This is a genomic window from Pseudonocardia asaccharolytica DSM 44247 = NBRC 16224, assembly GCF_000423625.1.
Classification (GTDB): Bacteria; Actinomycetota; Actinomycetes; order Mycobacteriales; family Pseudonocardiaceae; genus Pseudonocardia; species Pseudonocardia asaccharolytica.
In genome coordinates, this window is record NZ_AUII01000018.1 from 55,779 (window position 1) to 73,828 (window position 18,050).

Consider the following 18,050-nt stretch of genomic DNA (forward strand, 5'->3'; position numbering starts at 1 on the left):
CCTCCGCCTCGGACCGGCGTCCGGCGTCATCACAGCGCGAACGCGAGCACCAGGCCCAGGATGGCCAGCGCCTCCGACAGCGCGAAGCCGATGAACGCGATGCCCTGGAGCTGGCCGCGGGCCTCCGGCTGGCGGGCCACCCCGTTGATGAAGGCGGCGAACACGATGCCCACACCGATACCGGGGCCGATGGCCGACAGGCCGTAGCCGATGACGTTGAGGTTGCCGCTGATGTTCACGGTGTTGCTTTTCCTTTCGATCCGGTCCGCGGCGCTCCCGCGGTTCCGAGAGGTCTGAGAGTGGTCGGGCTACTAATGGTGGTCAACGAGCGAGGTACCGATGTACGACGCCGTGAGCATGACGAAGATGTAGGCCTGCACCACCTGGACGAAGGCCTCGAAGAAGGTGAACACGATGCCCATCGCAAAGGCGAACGGGGCCATCACCTTCAGGGTGATCGAGTCGGCGGTGAACAGCATGTACTGGCCGCCGAGGATGAACAGCAGCAGCAGCAGGTGACCGGCGAACATATTGCCGAAGAGCCGCAGCGAAAGCGTCACCGGGCGCAGCAGGATGTTCGAGATGAACTCGATCGGCGTCAGGATGATCCGCACCCACCACGGAACGTCTGGCGGCCACGTCGAGATCCGCATGTATCCGGCGAACCCGTGACGTTTGATCCCGAGGTAGTTGTAGAGCAGCCACACCAGACCGGCGAGCGCGTAGGGGACGCCGGGGTGGGAGAACGTCGGGAACTGGATCAGCGGAATGATCCCGAACAGGTTGTTCACCAGGAGAAAGGCGAACAGCGCGGTCAGGAACGGGACGAACTTGAGGTACTCCGCACCGATCATGTCCCTGGCGATCGAGTTCCGGACGATTCCGTGGAAGGACTCGCCGAGGAACTGTGACTTGCTCGGCACCAGCGCCGGTTTGCGGACCGTGAACCGGAACGCCGCGAAGATGATGATCGCGGAGAACACAAGCAGCAGGACCGGCTTCGTGATCTCGCCGAAGACCGGCGGCAGGTTGAAGTCCGCGACACCCGGAGGTTCGAAGCCCGGGGCGGGGGCGGTGGCCATCGTGGTCACCTAGTGCTCCTTCCGGTTCCGCCGACCGGCGGAAACCGGACCGACAGAATCGCGATGATCAAGACTTAACGTACCTGAGGTAGATCAGGTACAGCGAGGCAACCCCTCCGGCCAGTAGTCCGACCACGGTGAAGACCCGCATGTCCAGCAGCTTGTCCAGCCCCCAGCCGATTCCCCCGAAAAGCAGGAACCCGGATAGGAGATGGGACAGAGCGGTCCAAGCCTCACTAGGCGGAGGTGGCGGTTGCCCCCCACCGCCACGCGGCTGGTCCGGCTCCATCAGGGGGGACGATAGCAGGCACGTTAATCGGCACTTACCTGGGAGGACCTCGTAAGACGGCCGTACGACGTGCTTCGGGGACCCGCTGGGGCCACCGGGGGCGTCGTCGTTGCTCTATCGCACGTAGAAGACGTGTCGGCTTGTGAGGCACGTCGCAGCGAGACGGTCGTCACGAGCCCCGATCGGAGCAGTGGCATCGGCCCGGGGGCCACCCACACGTGAGCGGCGCAAGCGTCGGGGAAGACGGCCCTACAGGTCGACCGCGGGGACCTTCGCGCGGACGAATCCGATGACTTCACCGGCAATCCACCCCGCCGTCACCGCGAGCAACGTGTACGCGAACGTCCGATTGTCGAACAACGTCGTCCCCCGAAAGACCAGCAGGAACACAAGCAGCAGGACGAACTTCCCGGCGAACGACGTCAGCGCGCCGATCATCACACCCGCCGGCGTGGCCGCGGCCGTCCGGCGCATGACCACGATGCCGACCGCGCCGATGGCCAGCGCGATCACCACCCCGATGACGGATCCGACCGCGCCGCTCGATCCGCGCAGTACCGCAGACACCACGATCGCCACCACACTGACCGCACCCCCGAGCAGCACGGCGTAGCGCTGCATGAAGCCAGCCAGCCGTAGCACGGTCTTGACGTGCGGCGCCCGGTCGGGCGGGGTCTGCACAGGACTTCCGTCGGTGCTCATCTCGGCCTCATTTCTGGGGCATCCTCGCCCTCGGGACGGCGGACGCGAGCACGGCCACGACGAGCCCCGCTCCGACCGCCCACAACACGATGAACGGATCGTCGATCAGCGCCAGCGCCACCGCACCGAAGGCCAGCACGCCCGCCCACAGATAGATCAGCAGCACCGCGCGCCGGTGGCTGTGCCCGATCACGAGCAGCCGGTGGTGCAGGTGCATCTTGTCAGGCGAGAACGGGCTCGTCCCCGCCCTGGTTCTCCGGACGACGGCCATCAGCAGATCCAGCAGCGGCACGAACACCACCGCCGCCAGCACGATCAACGGCGCGAACAGCGCCAGGATATCGGTTCCGTCGGTGGTGACGCTGATGGAGATCCGGCCCGACGCGCTCGTCGTCGCCGCCGCGAGCAGCAACCCGATCAGCATCGAGCCCGAATCGCCCATGAAGATCCGCGCCGGGTTGAAGTTGTGCGGCAGGAAGCCCAGGCAGGCGCCGGCCAGCACGGCTGCGATCAGGGCGGGCGAATACGCCGACGGATCGTTCCCGTTCTGGATCACCAGCCCGATCGCGAACAGGCCGGTGGCCGTGGCGGCGATCAGCCCGATTCCGGCGGCGAGCCCGTCGAGACCGTCGACGAAGTTCATCGCGTTGATCAGTGCCACGGTGAGCACGACGGTCAGCAGCACGCCCTGGAGCTGGCCGAGGATGAGCAGCGAGCCGGAGATCCCGGTGCCGCCGCCGCCCCACGGCACCCAGAAGACCGCCCACTGCACCCCGAAGAGCACCAGCACCCCGGCCGCCGTGATCTGCCCGGCCAGCTTGGTGAGCGCATCGAGCTCCAAGCGGTCGTCCAGGGCACCGACCGCCGCCACCAGCACGGCGGCCAGCAGCACGCCGAGCACGTCGTCGGAGTAGTCGAACGCCAGCCGCAGGGCGGGCAGCTGCAACGCCAGCCCGATTCCCGCGAGCACTCCGCCGAGCATGGCGAGCCCACCCCAGCGCGGGGTGGGCGTGATGTGCACGTCGCGCCCGCGGGGCCAGGCGACCGCGCCCAGCCTGACCGCGAGCACCCGGACGAGACCGGTCAGCAGAAACGTCACCACCGCGGCCGTCAACCCGGTGAGCAGGTACTCCCGGATCGGCAGCCCCAGTCCGACGGAAGCCTGGATCGGCACCGCGGCGGCACTTCCCTGCCGGTCAGCCGCGAGGGTAGGCCGGTGCGCGGGCGACGAGCGCCGACACCGCCGAAGCGACCTCGCGCAGCTCGGCGTCCCCGGCCGGGGTGCCCTGCGCGGCCTTGACGGCGCGGGACAGCAGGCAACCGATCTCCGCCATGTCCGACTCGACCATGCCCTGGGTGGTGACGCTCGGCGAGCCGATGCGGATCCCCGAAGGCTTCATCGGCGGGGCCGGATCGTAGGGGATCGAGTTCTTGTTCAACGTGATCCGCGCGGCGTCGCACCGGGCCTCGGCCTCGCCGCCGGTGACCCCGACGGGACGCAGGTCGAGCAGCGTGAGATGGGTGTCGGTGCCACCGGACACCGCACGCATGCCCTCGGTCTCGAGGCTCTTGGCCAGCGCCTGCGCGTTGGCAATGACCTGATCGGCGTAGGCCTGGTACTCCGCGGACGCCGCCTCCCGCAACGCAACGGCCTTGGCCGCGACGGCGTGCATGAGCGGTCCGCCCTGGGAGAACGGGAAGACCGCCTTGTCGATGGCCTTGGCGTGCTCCGCCCGGCACAGCACCATGCCGCCGCGCGGGCCGCGCAGCACCTTGTGGGTGGTCGCGGTGACCACGTCGGCGTACGGCACCGGCGACGGGATGGCCTTGCCCGCGACCAGGCCGATGAAATGCGCGGCGTCGACCATCAGCTTTGCGCCGACCTCGTCGGCGATCTCGCGGAACGCGGCGAAGTCGATCAGCCGCGGGTACGCCGTCGCACCCGCGATGATGATCTTCGGACGGTGCTGCCGGGCCAGGTCACGGACCTGGTCGTAGTCGATGAGCTCGGAGTCCTTACGGACCGTGTAGGAGACCGGGTTGAACCACAGACCGGAGAAGTTCACCTTGCTGCCGTGGGTGAGATGCCCGCCCTGCTTGAGGTCCATCGCCAGCACCGTGTCGCCGGGCTTGGCGAACGCCGCGTACGCGGCGAGATTGGCCGAGGCACCGGAGTGCGGCTGGAGGTTGGCGTGCTCGGCGCCGAAGAGCTCCTTGGCGCGCGCGATCCCGATCTCCTCGGCGCGGTCGACCACATGGCAGCCGCCGTAGTAGCGCCGGGCCGGATAGCCCTCGGCGTACTTGTTCGACAGCGTCGAGCCGAGTGCGGCGAGCACCGCCGGGCTGGTCAGGTTCTCGCTGGCGATGAGCTGCAGTCCTCCGCGAAGGCGGTCGAGCTCGTCGAGCACCACGCCGGCGATCTCGGGATCCTGCTGCTCGAGTGCGTCGAAATCCGGGCCCCAGAAGGTCTGCTCGCTCACGACGTTCACGGTACCCCGCTGGTCAGGATGTTCAGGCTGCGGCCCGCTGCCGCCGCTGCCAGAACTCGACATGCGCGGCGAGCCCCTCGTCGAACGGCGTCGGGGCGAGTCCGAACGTCTGTTGGGCGGCGCTCGAGTCGAGCAGGAACGGCCGGGTGAACTGGTGGCGGACCTCCTCGAGCTCCCGGATGAAGGGCACCGCGAGACCCATCGCGCGCAGCGCCCAGTGCGGCATGACGAGGATCTCCCTGGCCGGCACCCCGGCCAGCCGAGCGGCGTGGGCCGCGACCGCCCGCAGCGGCGCCGGCCGGTCGGTCGGAACGTGCCACGCCCGGCCCCAGGCCCGCTCGGCGGTCGCCTTCTCGACGCCCTCGGGTCCGGATCCGCTGCGCGTGATCACCCGGACGTCGTGGCCCTCGTCATGCAGCAGGCGAGCGGTGGTGCCGCCGATCGCGCCGGCACCGACGATGACGTGAAGCGACATGAGCAGCCATCCAATCTGCGAGCAGCGCTCTCGGTCGCCCCACTGTCCACCCACCGGACCGCACAAGTCAAGAGCACTGATCTCGATTTTGCTCACTGCTCTACACTCGCCGCATGTCCGCCACCGGAGCCCGCGCCCGCGTCCGGGCCGAACTGACCCGCGAGATCACCGAGGCCGCCCGCCGCCAGCTCGCCACCGAGGGCGCCGCGGCGCTCTCACTGCGCGCGGTGGCCCGGGAGCTGGGAATGGCGTCCTCGGCCGTCTACCGCTACTTCCCCAGCCGGGACGAGCTGATCACCAGGCTGATCGTCGAGGCCTACGACACGCTGGGCGCCGCGGTCGAGGAGGCCGAGGCCGCCGCCCCGCGCGCCGACCTGCGGGCCAGGTTCCGGACGGCCTGCCGCGCCGTCCGCACCTGGGCGTTGGCGCACCCGCACGAGTACGCGCTGGTCTACGGCTCGCCGGTGCCCGGCTATGCCGCCCCGCAGGTCACGATCGGGCCGGCGTCACGGGTCGGCGAGGTGCTGTGCCGGATCGTCGTGGACGGCCTCGCGCACGGCGTCCTCGAGCCGGGCGGACCGGAACAGACCCTGGAGCCGGGGATCGCCGAGCGGATGGGGCTGCCGGAGGGCGCCGCCCTGAACGCCCGCGCGATCCTGGTATGGACCTCGCTGTTCGGGCTGGTGAGCTTCGAGCTGTTCGGGCACACCCACAACGTCGTCGCGCGGCACGAGGCGTTCTTCGACACGGCCGTCGAGCAGTGGGCCGACCTGGTCGGCGTCCCCTGATCCCGGACTACCCCGAGACGATCTCACGGCCGAGCACCTCGGAGATCTCCGCGGACGGCACCGCCCCCTCGCGCAGGATCCGCGGCTCGTCCGCGGTGAGGTCGACGATCGTGGACGCGACGGGCGTGCCCGAGGGGCCGCCGTCGAGGTACACCGTGACCTGATCGCCGAGCTGGGCAGCCGCCTCGGCCGCGTCGGCGGCGGGCGGGGCGCCGGACGTGTTCGCGCTCGACACGGCCATCGGCCCCACGTCGCGCAGCAGCTCCAGTGCCACCGGATGCAACGGCATCCGCAGCATCACGGTGCCCTTGGTCATGCCGAGATCCCAGCTCAGCGACGGCGCGTGCGACAGGACCAACGACAACCCGCCGGGCCAGAACGCCTCGATCAGGCTGCGAGCCGCGTCGGGGACGCCGACGACGAGCCCGTCGATCGTCGACCACGACCCGACGAGCACCGGGACCGGCATGTCCGGGCCGCGATTCTTGGCGGCGAGCAGCGAACGCACCGCGGGGGCCGAGAACGCGTCACAGCCCAACCCGTAGACCGTGTCGGTCGGCAGCACGACGAGCTGCCCGGCACGCACGGCACGCGCGGCCGCCGCGAGGCCGTCGGCCCTGGCGTCCGGGTCCGCGCAGTCGAAGGTGGAACTCACGATCCCCGAGCCTACGACCGGCACGGACCTATCCCCCCAGCGGGCGCCGCCGCGCCGTGGCGAACCGCGGGCGGCCGGCGAGATCGGGATGCTCCTCGACGTCGGTGAGCACCTTGCGCCTGCCGAGAAGCTCCGGGACGGCCGCGCCATGGCTGTCGTCGTGCTCGATCCCGAGCCAGCCGCCGTAGCGCAGCAGCCCGGCGGCCGTCCCGATGACCGCGCGGATGATCTCCAGGCCGTCGGGTCCGCCGAACACCGCTCCCGGCGGGTCCCATTCGGCGACCTCCGGCGGCAGCGGGGTGCCGTCGGGCACGTACGGCGGGTTGCAGACCACGAGGTCGACGCGCGCCTCCAACTCGACGAGCAGATCGGGCCAGCGGACATCGGCCGCATGTAGCGTGACGCGCGTCCCGCCCACGGCGACGTGCCCGGTGATATTGGCCTGCGCCCAGCTCAGCGCCAGCGGATCGGCCTCCACGGCGTGCACCTGGGCCGCGGGACGGCTCGCCGCGATGGCCAGCGCGAGCGCCCCGGAACCCGTGCACAGGTCCACGACCAGCGGCTGCTCGATGTCGGCGATCCGGGCCAGCCCCCACTCCAGCAGCAGCTCGGTCTCCGGGCGCGGGGTGAACACGCCGGGCCCGACCGCCACCGTCACCGGGCCGAGCACCGCGCTGCCCAGCAGATGCTGCAGTGGCTCGCGGGCGGCCCGGCGCTTCACCAGCTTGCGGTAGTCCTCGACGACGGACCGGTCGACCAGCGGCACCATCATCAGCCGCCCGCGCTCCACCCCGACGACGTGCGCGGCGAGGATCTCGGCGTCGGCCCGCGGGCTCTCGACCCCCGCCTCGGTCAGCATCCGCTCGGCCTCCAGCACGGCCAGCCGCAGCGGTTGCCGGGTCATCGGCCGGTCCCGCCCGCCACCGCCTCCGCGCGATCCGCGGCGGCCAGCGCGGCGAGCACGTCGTCGAGATCGCCGTCCAGCACCGCCGACAGGTTATGGGCCTTGTAACCGACGCGATGGTCGGAGATCCGGTTCTCCGGGAAGTTGTAGGTGCGAACCCGCTCCGACCGGTCGACCGTGCGGACCTGCGAGCGGCGCTGATCCGACGCCTTCGCCGCGGCCTCCTCCTCGGCCAGCGCCTGCAGCCGCGACCGCAACACCTCCATCGCCCGCGCCCGGTTCTGCAGCTGCGAGCGCTCGTTCTGGCAGCTCACGACGATGCCGGTGGGTAGGTGGGTGATCCGGACCGCGGAGTCGGTGGTGTTGACGCTCTGCCCGCCGTGCCCGGAGGAGCGGAACACGTCGACGCGCAGGTCGTTCTCGTCGATCTCGATATCGGCGTGCTCGCCGGTGTCCGGATAGACCAGCACGCCGGCCGCCGAGGTGTGGATGCGACCCTGCGACTCGGTGACCGGGACCCGCTGCACCCGGTGCACCCCGCCCTCGTACTTCAGCGCAGACCAGACGCCGTCCGCGACCGGGGCCCGGGACCGGACCAGCAGCGTCACGTTCTTGTACCCGCCCAGATCGGACTCGACGGCGTCGAGCACCTCGGTCACCCAGCCGCGGCGCTCGGCGTAGCGCAGATACATGCGCACCAGATCGCCCGCGAACAGGGCCGACTCCTCGCCGCCCTCCCCCGACTTGACCTCCATGACGACATCGTCGCCGTCGTGCGGGTCGCGCGGCACGAGCAGCTCGGCCAGCCTGCGCTCGAGCACCTCGACCTGTTCGGCCAGCTGGCTCGCCTCCGCGGCGAAGGCGGGATCCTCATCGGCGAGCTCGCGGGCGACGGCACGGTCTGCGCGGGCGGCGGCCAGCTCGCGCGCGACGGCCACGACGGGACCGATCTGGGCGTAGCGGCGGCCCAGCTTGCGAGCGGTCGCCGGGTCGGCGTGGACGGCCGGGTCGGAGAGCGCCCGCTCCAGCTCCGCGTGCTCGGCCAGCAGCGCGTCGAGCGACTGCGGGGCGGTCGATGCGGTCACGGGCTCCTCCTTTCCGACGAGCTTTCCGGCGATGAACGGGTCCGGACACGACGACGGCGCCCACCGAACGCGGTGGGCGCCGTCGGTGACGCTACTTGCCGGCTCGCGTACCGCGCTTGCCGTAGCGCGCCTCGAAACGGGCCACGCGGCCGCCGGAGTCGAGGATCTTCTGCTTGCCGGTGTAGAAGGGGTGGCAGGCGGAGCAGACCTCGACGGTGATCGCGCCGCCGGCCCTGGTGCTGCGCGTGGTGAACTGGTTGCCGCAACCGCAGGTGACTTGGGTCTCGACGTACTCGGGGTGGATACCGGCCTTCATTTCTTCCTCTCCGCGTGGTCGCCGGGTCCCTGGTGCGGCTCGACGAGCGCGGCACCGAGGGTGAACCGGAACCGGGGTTGACGGCATATTGAACCATCCGGTACGTCGCGCTGTTCCCGGCGGCCGAGCCGTCCTCAGTCGTTATCGGCTCCCGGAGTGGACTTCGCCACCTGCATCAGGAACTCGATATTGGTCCGCGTCTTACGCAGCTGGGTGAGCAGCAGGTCGATGGCCTGCTGGTCGTCCAGCGCCGCGAGCACCCGCCGCAGCTTGACGGTCACCGCCAGCTCGTCCGGCGAGAGCAGCAGTTCCTCCTTGCGGGTGCCGGAGGCATCGACGTCGATCGCCGGGAAGACGCGCTTGTCGGCGATCTTGCGGTCGAGCTTGAGCTCGGCGTTGCCGGTGCCCTTGAACTCCTCGAAGATCACGGTGTCCATCGTGGACCCGGTCTCGACCAGCGCCGTGGCGAAGATCGTCAACGAGCCGCCGTCCTCGATGTTGCGCGCGGCGCCGAGGAACCGCTTCGGCGGGTAGAGCGCCGTGGAGTCGACACCACCGGACAGGATGCGGCCCGACGCGGGCGCGGCCAGGTTGTAGGCCCGGCCCAGCCGGGTGATCGAGTCGAGCAGCACGACGACGTCGTGACCCATCTCGACCAGCCGCTTGGCCCGCTCGATGGCCAGCTCGGCGACGGTCGTGTGGTCCGACGGCGGCCGGTCGAATGTCGAGGCGATCACCTCGCCCTTCACCGACCGCTGCATGTCGGTGACCTCCTCCGGCCGCTCGTCGACGAGGACGACCATGAGGTGGCATTCCGGGTTGTTCGTCGTGATCGCGTTCGCGATCGACTGCAGCACCATCGTCTTACCGGCCTTGGGCGGTGAGACGATCAGCGCGCGCTGCCCCTTGCCGACCGGCATGACGAGGTCGATGACCCGGGTGGTCAGCTTGCTCGGCTCGGTCTCCAGGCGCAGCCGCTCGTTCGGGTACAGCGGCGTGAGCTTGGTGAACTCCGACCGCTGCCGCGCGGTCTCCGGGTCGCGGCCGTTGACCGTGTCGACCCGCACGAGCGGGTTGAACTTCTGCCGCTGCTGCTCGCCCTCCCGGGGCTGACGGACCGCGCCGGTGATCGCGTCACCGCGGCGCAGCCCGTACTTGCGGACCATCGACAGCGACACGTAGACGTCGTTCGGGCCGGAGAGGTAGCCGGTGGTCCGGACGAACGCGTAGTTGTCCAGGATGTCCACGATGCCCGCCACCGGCAGCAGCACATCGTCGTCGCGCACTTCGGTGTCGACGTTGCCGGCCGCACCGCTGCGGTCGCGACCCCGGCGGCGGTCCCGGAACCGGCGTCCGCGCCGGCCGCGGTTGTCGTCGTCGTCTCCGTCGTCCTCGCCGCGGTTGTTGCGGTCGTTACGGCCCCGACCCGCGTCCCGGCTGCCGTTGTCCCGGCTGCCGTTGTCCCGGCTGCCGTTGTCCCGCTGGCCGGGGTGGCTGTCACGGCCATCGGTGTCGCCGCGCTGGCGGCGGCCGTCCTGACGTCCGGCGGGCTCGGCGCCGTTGGTGTCGGCCGAGTCCGGACGGCTCGTCGGCTGGCCCGCCCCGGGGTCCCCGGTCTCCGGGACGGTCTGGTCGGCGCGCTCGGCCCGGTCGGCATTGCGCCTGCGGGTCTGCCGGGTCCGGCGCCCGCCGTTCTCGGTCTCGCCGGGCGCCTTGGTGGCCGCCTCGGCGGGCGTCTCGGTAGGGGTCTCGGCCGGCACGGTCGCCGGCTGATCGGCGGCGGGGGTCGCCGGGGCGGCGGACTCGGCCGCTGGTTCCGCGGTGGACGGCCGCGGGGCCGGTGCCCCGGCCGGACGGGTGGCCGCGCGACGGCGCCGGGTGGTCGTCGGAGAGACATCCGGGGAGGCCTGCGCGGCGGGGGCCGTCGCGGCTTCGTTCCCCGAGGCCGACGACGCGGGCCGGTCCTGGGTGGACTCCGGGGCCGGCTTCTCGGCGGCGGGGCTTGCGGCAACGGCCCCGTCGACGTTCTCGGGCAGCATCGGCTGCTCCGCGGCCGTGCGCGGCGAGCGCGACCGGGTGGCCGTGCCGCCGCCACCCTGACGTTCCCTGATGGCGGCGATCAGATCGCTCCGCCGCATTCCTTCGGTGCCAGGGATGTTCAGCTCACCAGCAAGCTGGCGCAGCTCCGCCAGAACCATTCCGGACAGTCCGCCCCGTCGTTTCGCGGGGGTGCCGTTCGCTGCGTCCGAAGAAGTCCCAGCAGGCGCAGCGGACGCAGCGGCAGTCTCGGTGCTGACGAGATCAGTCTCGCTCACGAAGATCCTTCCTGACCGACCCGGGCCCATCTACCCAAGTCAGCGGATTCACAAACCGCCCGGACGGTGCGCCGGACGAAAGTCGGCAACGGGGCCGCGTAGCCGGCGACCGTCCCGACGACAAGGACGACGACCATTGCGACGGTCGCGGGGAAGAGGCCGCTCGGTCCGGAACCAGGTCCCGTTCGTCCCCTCCTGGGACTGAGGCGCAGATTCTGGCTCGAGGGCCACGCGGATGACGCGCGGATCGCCGTGCGCTGCCGAGGGTAGACGGTCGCACCTGGCCGCGGCAACAACCCCCACCCAACTCGCGCAAGGGCGTGTCGCGACACGGTTGCCGGCATCTCAGCCGATCTCGACCCGTGCCCCGGTCGCGTCCACGGGCAGCGGACGCACTCCGAAACCGCCCAGATCCAGAGCCTCGGGAAGGGTCCCGTCACTGGTCAGAGCCAGTACGGTCGGGCCGGCCCCGGAGATCGCCGCGGGCACGCCGTGCGCTCGGAGCGCGTCGACGACCTCCGCCGATCGGGGGTAGGCCGGGCGTCGGTAGCTCTGGTGCAGCCGGTCTTCGGTCGCCGCGAGCAGCAGTTCGGGCCGCTGGGTGAACGCGAGGACCGCCAGGGCGGTGCGGCTTCCGGTGAAAGCGGCGTCGGCCAGCGGGACCTGCTCGGGGAGCAGACCGCGCGTCGCCCTGGTGGACGACTCCGCCTCGGCGACGAGCGCCACCGGGTGGATTCCCGGATGCGTGTCGAGTCGTACAGCGTGGAACCGGGCCAGGATATTCCCGGGGGCCTGCTGGAACTGCTGGGATTCCCAGGCGATGACGAACCCGCCGAGCAGGCTCGCCGCGGCGTTGTCGGCGTGTCCCTCCATGCCGGCGGTGATCTGCAGCAACGTGTCGCGCTCGAGCTCAGGGTCGCGCCCGGACAGCACCGCGGCGGCCACCGCGCCCGCGACGGCGGCGGCGGCCGAGCTGCCCAGCCCGCGGGAATGCGGGATGGCGTTGCGGCAGCGCAGCCGCAGCCCGGCCGGCGCGTCGCCGAGGATCCGCCACGTGCGGCGCATCGTCGAGACCACAAGGTGCGATTCGTCACAACGGACCCGACCGGCGCCCTCGCCCTCGACCTCGACGCGCAGCCCGCTCGGCGCGGCACACACCTCGATCTCGTCGTAGAGCGACAGCGCCAGCCCGAGCGAGTCGAACCCGGCCCCCAGGTTGGCCGACGAGGCAGGAACCCGGACTCGAACCTCGGTCGGCCTACCCATCAGGACAGCTCGAGAGCAGCGGCGACGGCGCCGGGATCGATCGGCACGATCGTGGGCTCCGTCGCCGTACCGATGTCCGGTCCGTGCGGGGTGGACAGGGCGGTGTCAGGGTCCTTAAGCCCATGTCCGGTGACGGTGCAGACGACGAGCGAGCCGCACGGCAGCGTCCCGTTCGCGCTCGCCTGCAGCAGCCCGGCCACGCTCGCGGCGGACGCGGGCTCGACGAACACCGCCTCGCGGGTCGAGAGCAGCCGGTAGGCGGTGAGGATCTGCTCATCGGTGACGGCGGCGAACAGCCCGCCCGATTCGTCGCGTGCGGCGACGGCGGTCGCCCACGACGCCGGGGCACCGATCCGGATCGCCGTGGCGATCGTCTCCGGGTTGCGCACCGGCTCTCCGGCGACCAGCGGTGCCGCGCCCGCGGCCTGGAAGCCGAACATCCGCGGCAGCCCCGTGATCAACCTGTCGGCGGCGTAGCCGCGGTAACCGCGCCAGTAGGCGGTGATGTTGCCCGCGTTGCCCACCGGAAGGCAGTGCACGTCGGGAGCCCGGCCGAGCTCGTCGCAGATCTCGTAGGCGGCGCTGGCCTGCCCCGCGATCCGGGTCGGGTTCACCGAGTTGACCAGCTCGATGGCCGGGTAGTCGGACGCGGTCTTGCGGGCGAGCTCGAGACAGTCGTCGAAGTTGCCGTCGATCTGCAGGATCCGCGCCCCGTGCGCGACGGCCTGGGCGAGCTTGCCCAGCGCGATCTTGCCCTGGGGCACGAGAACGGCGCAGCTCAGGCCGGCGCGGGCTGCGTAGGCGGCGGCCGAGGCGGAGGTGTTGCCGGTCGAGGCGCACAGCACGCCCTGCTTGCCCCCGGCAAGCGCCGCGGTGATCGCCATGGTCATCCCACGGTCCTTGAACGAGCCCGTGGGATTGGCCCCGTCCACCTTGAGGAAGACCTCGCAGCCGGTCAGCTCGGACAGGTGTGGCGCGGGCAGCAGCGGCGTCCCGCCCTCACCGAGGGTGACGACCGTCCACCCGGGCTCCACCGGCATCCGGTCGCGATAGGCCTCGACCACGCCGGGCCAGCGGGCCGCGGTGATCCCGGTCGACGCGCTCATCCCGTCACCCCCAGCGCGCTCACCGAGCGACCGAGGTCCTCGACGCGCAGCACGCTCTCCACACCGTAGACGACGTCGAGGCCGCTGAGCGCCTCTACTGTGGAGGCGAGGGCCGCATCGGGCGCCGTGTGAGTGACGACGACGAGCCGCGCCCCGCCGTTGCCGTCGACCGCGCCGCCGCCGGTCTGGCGCACCGCGGCGATGCTGACCTGGTGGCGGGCGAACTCCCCGGCGATCGCGGCGAGCACGCCCGCCCGGTCGGCGACCTCGAGGCTGACGTGGTAGCGCGTCGGGACCCCGCCGATCGACCGGACCGGCAAGCTCGCGTAGCTGGAGTCCCGGGGTCCGCGCCCGCCGATGACGCGGTTACGGGCCACCGCGACCAGGTCGCCGAGCACCGCGCTGGCCGTCGGGGCGCCGCCGGCACCCTGGCCGTAGAACATGAGTTGCCCGGCGGCGTCGGCCTCGACGAACACGGCGTTGAACGCGCCGTCGACGGCGGCCAGCGGGTGGCTCGCCGGGATCATCGCCGGATAGACGCGCGCGGAGACCGATTCGGGATCCCCGTCGTCGGAACCGGGGATCCGCTCGCAGATGGCCAGCAGCTTGATCGTGCAGCCCAGCACGTCGGCCGCCGCGATATCGGCGGCGGTGACGGCGCGGATGCCCTCGCAGTGCACGTCGGCGGCGGTGACCCGGGTGTGGAAGGCCAGCGAGGCCAGTATCGCGGCCTTGGACGCGGCGTCGTAGCCGTCGACGTCGGCGCTCGGGTCGGCCTCGGCGTACCCGAGCCGCGTCGCCTGTTCCAGGGCGTCGGCATAGCTCGCGCCCGAGACCGTCATGGCGGACAGGATGTAGTTCGTCGTGCCGTTGACGATCCCTGCGACCCGGGTGATCCGGTCTCCCGCGAGCGACTCGCGCAGCGGGCGCAGCAGCGGGATCGCCCCGGCCACCGAGGCCTCGTAGTAGAGGTCGGCCCCGGAGGCGTCGGCGGCCTCGGCGAGGGTGGCCCCGTCCTCGGCCAGCAGCGCCTTGTTCGCCGTTATCGCCGACTTGCCCGCCTTGAGCGCCTCCAGCAGCAGCGTGCGGGCGGGCTCGATGCCGCCGATCACCTCGACCACCACGTCGACGTCCTCGCGCGTGACCAGCGCGTGCGCGTCGGTGGTGACCAGCTCCGATGGCAGTTCCGGATGCCGGTGCGGGCGGCGTACGGCGACGCCGGCCAGCTCGACCGGGGCTCCGACACGTGCCGCGAGGTCGTCCGCCTGCTCTGCGAGCAGGCGGACGATCTCGCTGCCGACCGTGCCGCAGCCGAGTAGCGCCACCCGGACGGGTGCGCTCTGGCCCCTGTCACTCACTGGATCTCCCTGATGTCCCTGCCGGTGTGCTCCGGCCCCGGTTCATGCTCGCTCACCGGCCCGGGCCGGCCTCACTGAGGCACCTCCAGCCGGAACTGGTCCTCGACCGTCTCCCGGCGCAGCAGCGGCCGCGCGCGCCCGTCCCGCACGGCGACCACCGCGGGACGCAGCAGCCGGTTGTAGGAGCTGGCCATCGAGTAGCAGTAGGCACCGGTGGCGGCGACGGCGAGCAGGTCGCCAGGGACCAGGTGCGCCGGCAGCCAGCAGTCTCGCACGACGATATCGCCGGACTCGCAGTGCTTGCCCACGACGCGCGACAGCGCGGGCTCCCCGGTCCCGGCGGCGCGCGACACCAGCCGGCAGTCGTACACCGCGTCGTACAGGGCGGTCCGGATGTTGTCGCTCATCCCGCCGTCGACGCTGACGTAGCGGCGCCGGGCCGAGCCGCCCAGCGGGACGTCCTTGATCGTGCCGACCTCGTAGAGGGTCACCGTGCCCGGCCCGGCGATGGCCCGGCCCGGCTCGACGGCGATCTCCGGGATGTGCAGCCCCGCGGCGTGGCATTCGCGCTTGACGATCTCGCGCAGCTGCTCGGCCAGTTCGCCGATCGACAGCGGCTCCTCCTCGGCGCGGTAGGCGATGCCGATGCCGCCGCCGAGGTCGAGGGTGCGCAGCGCGGCCAGCCTCTCGTCACCGTGTTCGCGGTGCAGCCCGGCGAGCAACCGGACCACCCGGTGCGCGGCCACCTCGAAGCCCTCGGTGTCGAAGATCTGGCTGCCGATGTGGCTGTGCAGCCCGACCAGCTCCAGCCCGTCCGCGGCGAGCACCCGGCGCACCGCCTCGGCCGCGTCGCTGCCCGCGCCGGCCTGCGGGCCGCTGATCGAGAAGCCGAACTTCTGGTCCTCGTGGGCGGTCGCGATGAACTCGTGGGTGTGTGCCTCGACCCCGACGGTCACCCGGACCATCACCGGGACGACGACGCCGCGCTCGCGGGCGATCGTGTCCAGCCGGGTGATCTCGTGGAACGAGTCGAGCACGATCCGCCCGACCCCGGCCTCGACGGCCTCGACCAGCTCGGCCACCGACTTGTTGTTGCCGTGCATCGTGATCCGCGCCGCCGGGAAGCCCGCGCGCAGCGCCACCGCGAGCTCGCCGCCGCTGGCCACGTCCAGGTTGAGGCCCTCCTCGGCGACCCAGCGCACCACCTCCGTGCACAGGAACGCCTTGGCCGCGTAGTGCACGGCCTCGGCGCCGAAGGCGGCCGCGAACTCGGCGGCGCGGGAACGGAAGTCGTCCTCGTCGACGACGAACAGCGGGGTGCCGTAGGTCCGTGCCAGCTCGCGGACGTCGACGCCCGCGATGCGCAGGACGCCGTCCGCGCCGCGCTCGGCGCCGCGCGGCCACACCGATGCGGCCAGCTCGTCGAGCTCCGCGGCGCTCGACGGGCGCGGGCCCGCGGTCTCGTGCGGGGGCAGGATGCCGGCGTGCAGCGGTCCGGCGGGATGCGCGATCACATCCGCTCCGGTGCGGTCACCCCGAGCAGGGCAAGGCCGTTGGCCAGCACCTGACGCGCGGCCATGGAGAGCGCCAGCCGCGCCCGGTGCAGTTCGGTCGTCTCCTCATCACCCATCGGCAGCACCCGGCAGGTGTCGTAGAACTTGTGGTAGGCGCTGGCCAGCGACTCCAGGTAGCGCGCGATCCGATGCGGTTCGCGCAGTTCCGCGGCCGCGCGCACGACCTCGCCGAGCTCGCCGATGGTGCGGATGAGGTCGCCCTCGCGGGGGTGGTCGAGCAGCCCGTAGGCCTCGCCCGGCTCGACGCCCAGGTCGGCGGCGTTGCGGGCCAGCGAGGCCAGCCGGGCGTGTGCGTACTGCACGTAGAAGACCGGATTGTCGTTGCTGCGCTTGACCAGCAGGTCGAGGTCGATGTCGAGGGTGGAGTCGACCGAGGAACGGATCAGCGCGTACCGCGCGGCGTCCACGCCGACGGCCTCGACCAGGTCGTCCATGCTCACCGCGGTGCCGGCGCGCTTGCTCATCCGCACCGGCTCGCCGTGCCGGAACAGGTTCACCATCTGCCCGATCAGCACCTCGACGGTGTCCGGGTCATCCCCGTAGGCCGCGGCGGCGGCGCGCAGCCGCGCGACATAGCCGTGGTGGTCGGCGCCGAGCATGTAGATGCACAGGTCGAAGCCGCGGGCGCGCTTGTCGAGGTAGTAGGCGAGGTCACCCGCGATATAGGCCGGGGTGCCGTCGCTCTTGATGACGACCCGGTCCTTGTCGTCGCCCTCGTCGGTGGAGCGCAGCCACCACGCCCCGTCCTTCTGATAGAGGTTGCCGGAGTCCTTCAGGCGCTGGACGGCCGCATCGACCGCGCCGGAGTCGTGCAGCGACTTCTCGTGGAACCACACGTCGAAGTCGGTGCCGAACGCGTGCAGGGCGCGCTTGATCTCGTCGAACATCAGGTTGACGCCGACCCGGCGGAACGTCTCGTCCCGCTCGGCGTCGGGCAACGCCGGAACGCCGGGCTCGGCCGCGACGACCTGCGCGGCGATCTCGGCGATATAGGCGCCGCCGTAGCCGTTCTCCGGGGTCGGCTTCCCGCTCGCCGCGGCCACCAGGGACTCCACGAACCGGTCGATCTGCCCGCCAGCGTCGTTGAAGTAGTACTCGCGGGTGATCTTCGCGCCGCGCGCGGCCAGCACCCGGCCCAGCGCGTCGCCGACCGCGGCCCAGCGGGTGTGCCCCAGATGCAGCGGCCCCGTCGGGTTCGCGGAGACGAACTCGAGGTTGACGTTGCGGCCGACGTAGTCGTCGCCGGTGCCGTACGCCGCGCCCGCGGCGATCACGTCACCGACCAGCGCGCCCTGCGCGTCGGCGGCCAGCCGCAGGTTGAGGAAGCCGGGGCCGGCCACCTCGGCCGACGCGATTCCGGGCCGGGCGGCGAGGTCCTCGGCCAGCCAGCCGGCGAGCTCACGCGGGCTCACCCCCGCCTTCTTCGCCGTGCGCATCGCCACATTGGTGGCGTAGTCGCCGTGTTCGGGGTTGCGCGGGCGTTCGACACCGACGTCGGCAGGCAGCGCCGAGACGTCCAGGCCGCGGTTGGCAAGCACATCCTGCGCGGCGACACGGACGAGGGCGGCGAGTGCGTCGGGAGTCACTGGAGAGAGTCTAGGAGGTGCTGCTCAGACGTCTCTCAGGCGGCGCTCCTACACTGCCCG

General features: G+C 71.6%; 18 protein-coding genes. 1 reads left to right on the forward strand and 17 read right to left on the reverse strand.

The window, feature by feature from the left end; genetic code table 11:
* Positions 1–29: 29 nt before the first annotated feature.
* The 7 genes from atpE to G567_RS29500 form a co-directional block, all read right to left on the reverse strand.
* On the reverse strand, positions 30–239 hold the full coding sequence (gene atpE, locus G567_RS0117130) for an ATP synthase F0 subunit C (protein WP_245585681.1): 210 nt from the start codon (positions 237–239) through the stop codon (positions 30–32).
* A gap of 72 nt (positions 240–311) precedes the next feature.
* Positions 312–1,082 carry a F0F1 ATP synthase subunit A gene (gene atpB / locus G567_RS0117135; protein WP_028930950.1) on the reverse strand — a complete coding sequence of 257 codons (771 nt, stop codon included), beginning with the start codon at positions 1,080–1,082 and terminating at the stop codon, positions 312–314.
* A 67-nt stretch (positions 1,083–1,149) separates the two neighbouring features.
* A complete protein-coding gene (locus G567_RS37240; protein WP_037057538.1) occupies positions 1,150–1,371 on the reverse strand; it encodes an AtpZ/AtpI family protein in 222 nt (73 codons plus the stop codon).
* A 249-nt stretch (positions 1,372–1,620) separates the two neighbouring features.
* A complete protein-coding gene (locus G567_RS29495; protein ID WP_051233214.1) occupies positions 1,621–2,073 on the reverse strand; it encodes a Cg1360 family ATP-synthase-associated protein in 453 nt (150 codons plus the stop codon).
* 7 nt (positions 2,074–2,080) lie between these two features.
* On the reverse strand, positions 2,081–3,241 hold the full coding sequence (locus tag G567_RS0117150; RefSeq protein ID WP_037057557.1) for a glycosyltransferase family 4 protein: 1,161 nt from the start codon (positions 3,239–3,241) through the stop codon (positions 2,081–2,083).
* Between the two features lie 28 nt (positions 3,242–3,269).
* Positions 3,270–4,553 (reverse strand): serine hydroxymethyltransferase, encoded by a 1,284-nt coding sequence (locus tag G567_RS0117155; protein ID WP_028930952.1) that lies wholly within the window; start codon positions 4,551–4,553, stop codon positions 3,270–3,272.
* A 31-nt stretch (positions 4,554–4,584) separates the two neighbouring features.
* A complete protein-coding gene (locus tag G567_RS29500; RefSeq protein WP_051233215.1) occupies positions 4,585–5,037 on the reverse strand; it encodes a 2-dehydropantoate 2-reductase N-terminal domain-containing protein in 453 nt (150 codons plus the stop codon).
* 113 nt (positions 5,038–5,150) lie between these two features.
* Here G567_RS29500 and G567_RS0117165 point away from each other — a divergent pair, with 113 nt between their 5' ends.
* On the forward strand, positions 5,151–5,825 hold the full coding sequence (locus G567_RS0117165) for a TetR/AcrR family transcriptional regulator (protein ID WP_028930953.1): 675 nt from the start codon (positions 5,151–5,153) through the stop codon (positions 5,823–5,825).
* 7 nt (positions 5,826–5,832) lie between these two features.
* Here the strand turns inward: G567_RS0117165 and G567_RS0117170 are convergent, their stop codons facing one another.
* The 10 genes from G567_RS0117170 to argS all read right to left on the reverse strand — a co-directional run bounded on the left by G567_RS0117170 (position 5,833) and on the right by argS (position 17,990).
* Positions 5,833–6,480, reverse strand: coding sequence for an L-threonylcarbamoyladenylate synthase (locus G567_RS0117170; RefSeq protein WP_028930954.1), 648 nt, complete (start codon positions 6,478–6,480; stop codon positions 5,833–5,835).
* A 28-nt stretch (positions 6,481–6,508) separates the two neighbouring features.
* The gene (prmC, locus tag G567_RS0117175; protein ID WP_028930955.1) at positions 6,509–7,384 is read right to left on the reverse strand and encodes a peptide chain release factor N(5)-glutamine methyltransferase; all 876 of its coding nucleotides are present in this window, start codon (positions 7,382–7,384) and stop codon (positions 6,509–6,511) included.
* Positions 7,381–8,469, reverse strand: coding sequence for a peptide chain release factor 1 (gene prfA, locus G567_RS0117180; RefSeq protein ID WP_028930956.1), 1,089 nt, complete (start codon positions 8,467–8,469; stop codon positions 7,381–7,383). Before prfA ends, prmC begins: the two co-directional genes overlap by 4 nt.
* A 91-nt stretch (positions 8,470–8,560) precedes the next feature.
* Positions 8,561–8,785, reverse strand: coding sequence for a 50S ribosomal protein L31 (gene rpmE / locus G567_RS0117185; protein ID WP_028930957.1), 225 nt, complete (start codon positions 8,783–8,785; stop codon positions 8,561–8,563).
* Positions 8,786–8,919: 134 nt separating this feature from the next.
* Positions 8,920–10,983, reverse strand: coding sequence for a transcription termination factor Rho (rho, locus tag G567_RS0117190; protein WP_373865903.1), 2,064 nt, complete (start codon positions 10,981–10,983; stop codon positions 8,920–8,922).
* Between the two features lie 462 nt (positions 10,984–11,445).
* Positions 11,446–12,366 carry a homoserine kinase gene (gene thrB / locus G567_RS0117195; RefSeq protein WP_028930959.1) on the reverse strand — a complete coding sequence of 307 codons (921 nt, stop codon included), beginning with the start codon at positions 12,364–12,366 and terminating at the stop codon, positions 11,446–11,448.
* Complete coding sequence (gene thrC / locus G567_RS0117200; protein WP_028930960.1) at positions 12,366–13,472, reverse strand: threonine synthase; 1,107 nt, start codon at positions 13,470–13,472, stop codon at positions 12,366–12,368. The genes thrB and thrC overlap by 1 nt, the downstream gene beginning before the upstream one ends.
* Positions 13,469–14,830: a homoserine dehydrogenase gene (locus tag G567_RS0117205; RefSeq protein WP_028930961.1), complete on the reverse strand. Its 1,362-nt coding sequence runs from the start codon at positions 14,828–14,830 to the stop codon at positions 13,469–13,471. The genes thrC and G567_RS0117205 overlap by 4 nt, the downstream gene beginning before the upstream one ends.
* A 71-nt stretch (positions 14,831–14,901) precedes the next feature.
* Complete coding sequence (gene lysA, locus G567_RS0117210; protein ID WP_028930962.1) at positions 14,902–16,344, reverse strand: diaminopimelate decarboxylase; 1,443 nt, start codon at positions 16,342–16,344, stop codon at positions 14,902–14,904.
* Positions 16,341–17,990 carry an arginine--tRNA ligase gene (argS, locus tag G567_RS0117215; RefSeq protein ID WP_028930963.1) on the reverse strand — a complete coding sequence of 550 codons (1,650 nt, stop codon included), beginning with the start codon at positions 17,988–17,990 and terminating at the stop codon, positions 16,341–16,343. Before argS ends, lysA begins: the two co-directional genes overlap by 4 nt.
* Positions 17,991–18,050: the final 60 nt, after the last annotated feature.

Bases quoted from the DNA above. Each gene is read 5' to 3' on its own strand.
- thrC (WP_028930960.1), bottom strand. From the start codon at position 13,472: ATGAGCGCGTCGACCGGGATCACCGCGGCCCGCTGGCCCGGCGTGGTC.
- G567_RS37240 (WP_037057538.1), bottom strand. From the start codon at position 1,371: ATGGAGCCGGACCAGCCGCGTGGCGGTGGGGGGCAACCGCCACCTCCG.
- atpB (WP_028930950.1), bottom strand. From the start codon at position 1,082: ATGGCCACCGCCCCCGCCCCGGGCTTCGAACCTCCGGGTGTCGCGGAC.
- prmC (WP_028930955.1), bottom strand. From the start codon at position 7,384: ATGACCCGGCAACCGCTGCGGCTGGCCGTGCTGGAGGCCGAGCGGATG.
- rpmE (WP_028930957.1), bottom strand. From the start codon at position 8,785: ATGAAGGCCGGTATCCACCCCGAGTACGTCGAGACCCAAGTCACCTGC.
- G567_RS29500 (WP_051233215.1), bottom strand. From the start codon at position 5,037: ATGTCGCTTCACGTCATCGTCGGTGCCGGCGCGATCGGCGGCACCACC.
- G567_RS0117165 (WP_028930953.1), top strand. From the start codon at position 5,151: ATGTCCGCCACCGGAGCCCGCGCCCGCGTCCGGGCCGAACTGACCCGC.
- rho (WP_373865903.1), bottom strand. From the start codon at position 10,983: ATGGTTCTGGCGGAGCTGCGCCAGCTTGCTGGTGAGCTGAACATCCCT.
- G567_RS29495 (WP_051233214.1), bottom strand. From the start codon at position 2,073: ATGAGCACCGACGGAAGTCCTGTGCAGACCCCGCCCGACCGGGCGCCG.
- thrB (WP_028930959.1), bottom strand. From the start codon at position 12,366: ATGGGTAGGCCGACCGAGGTTCGAGTCCGGGTTCCTGCCTCGTCGGCC.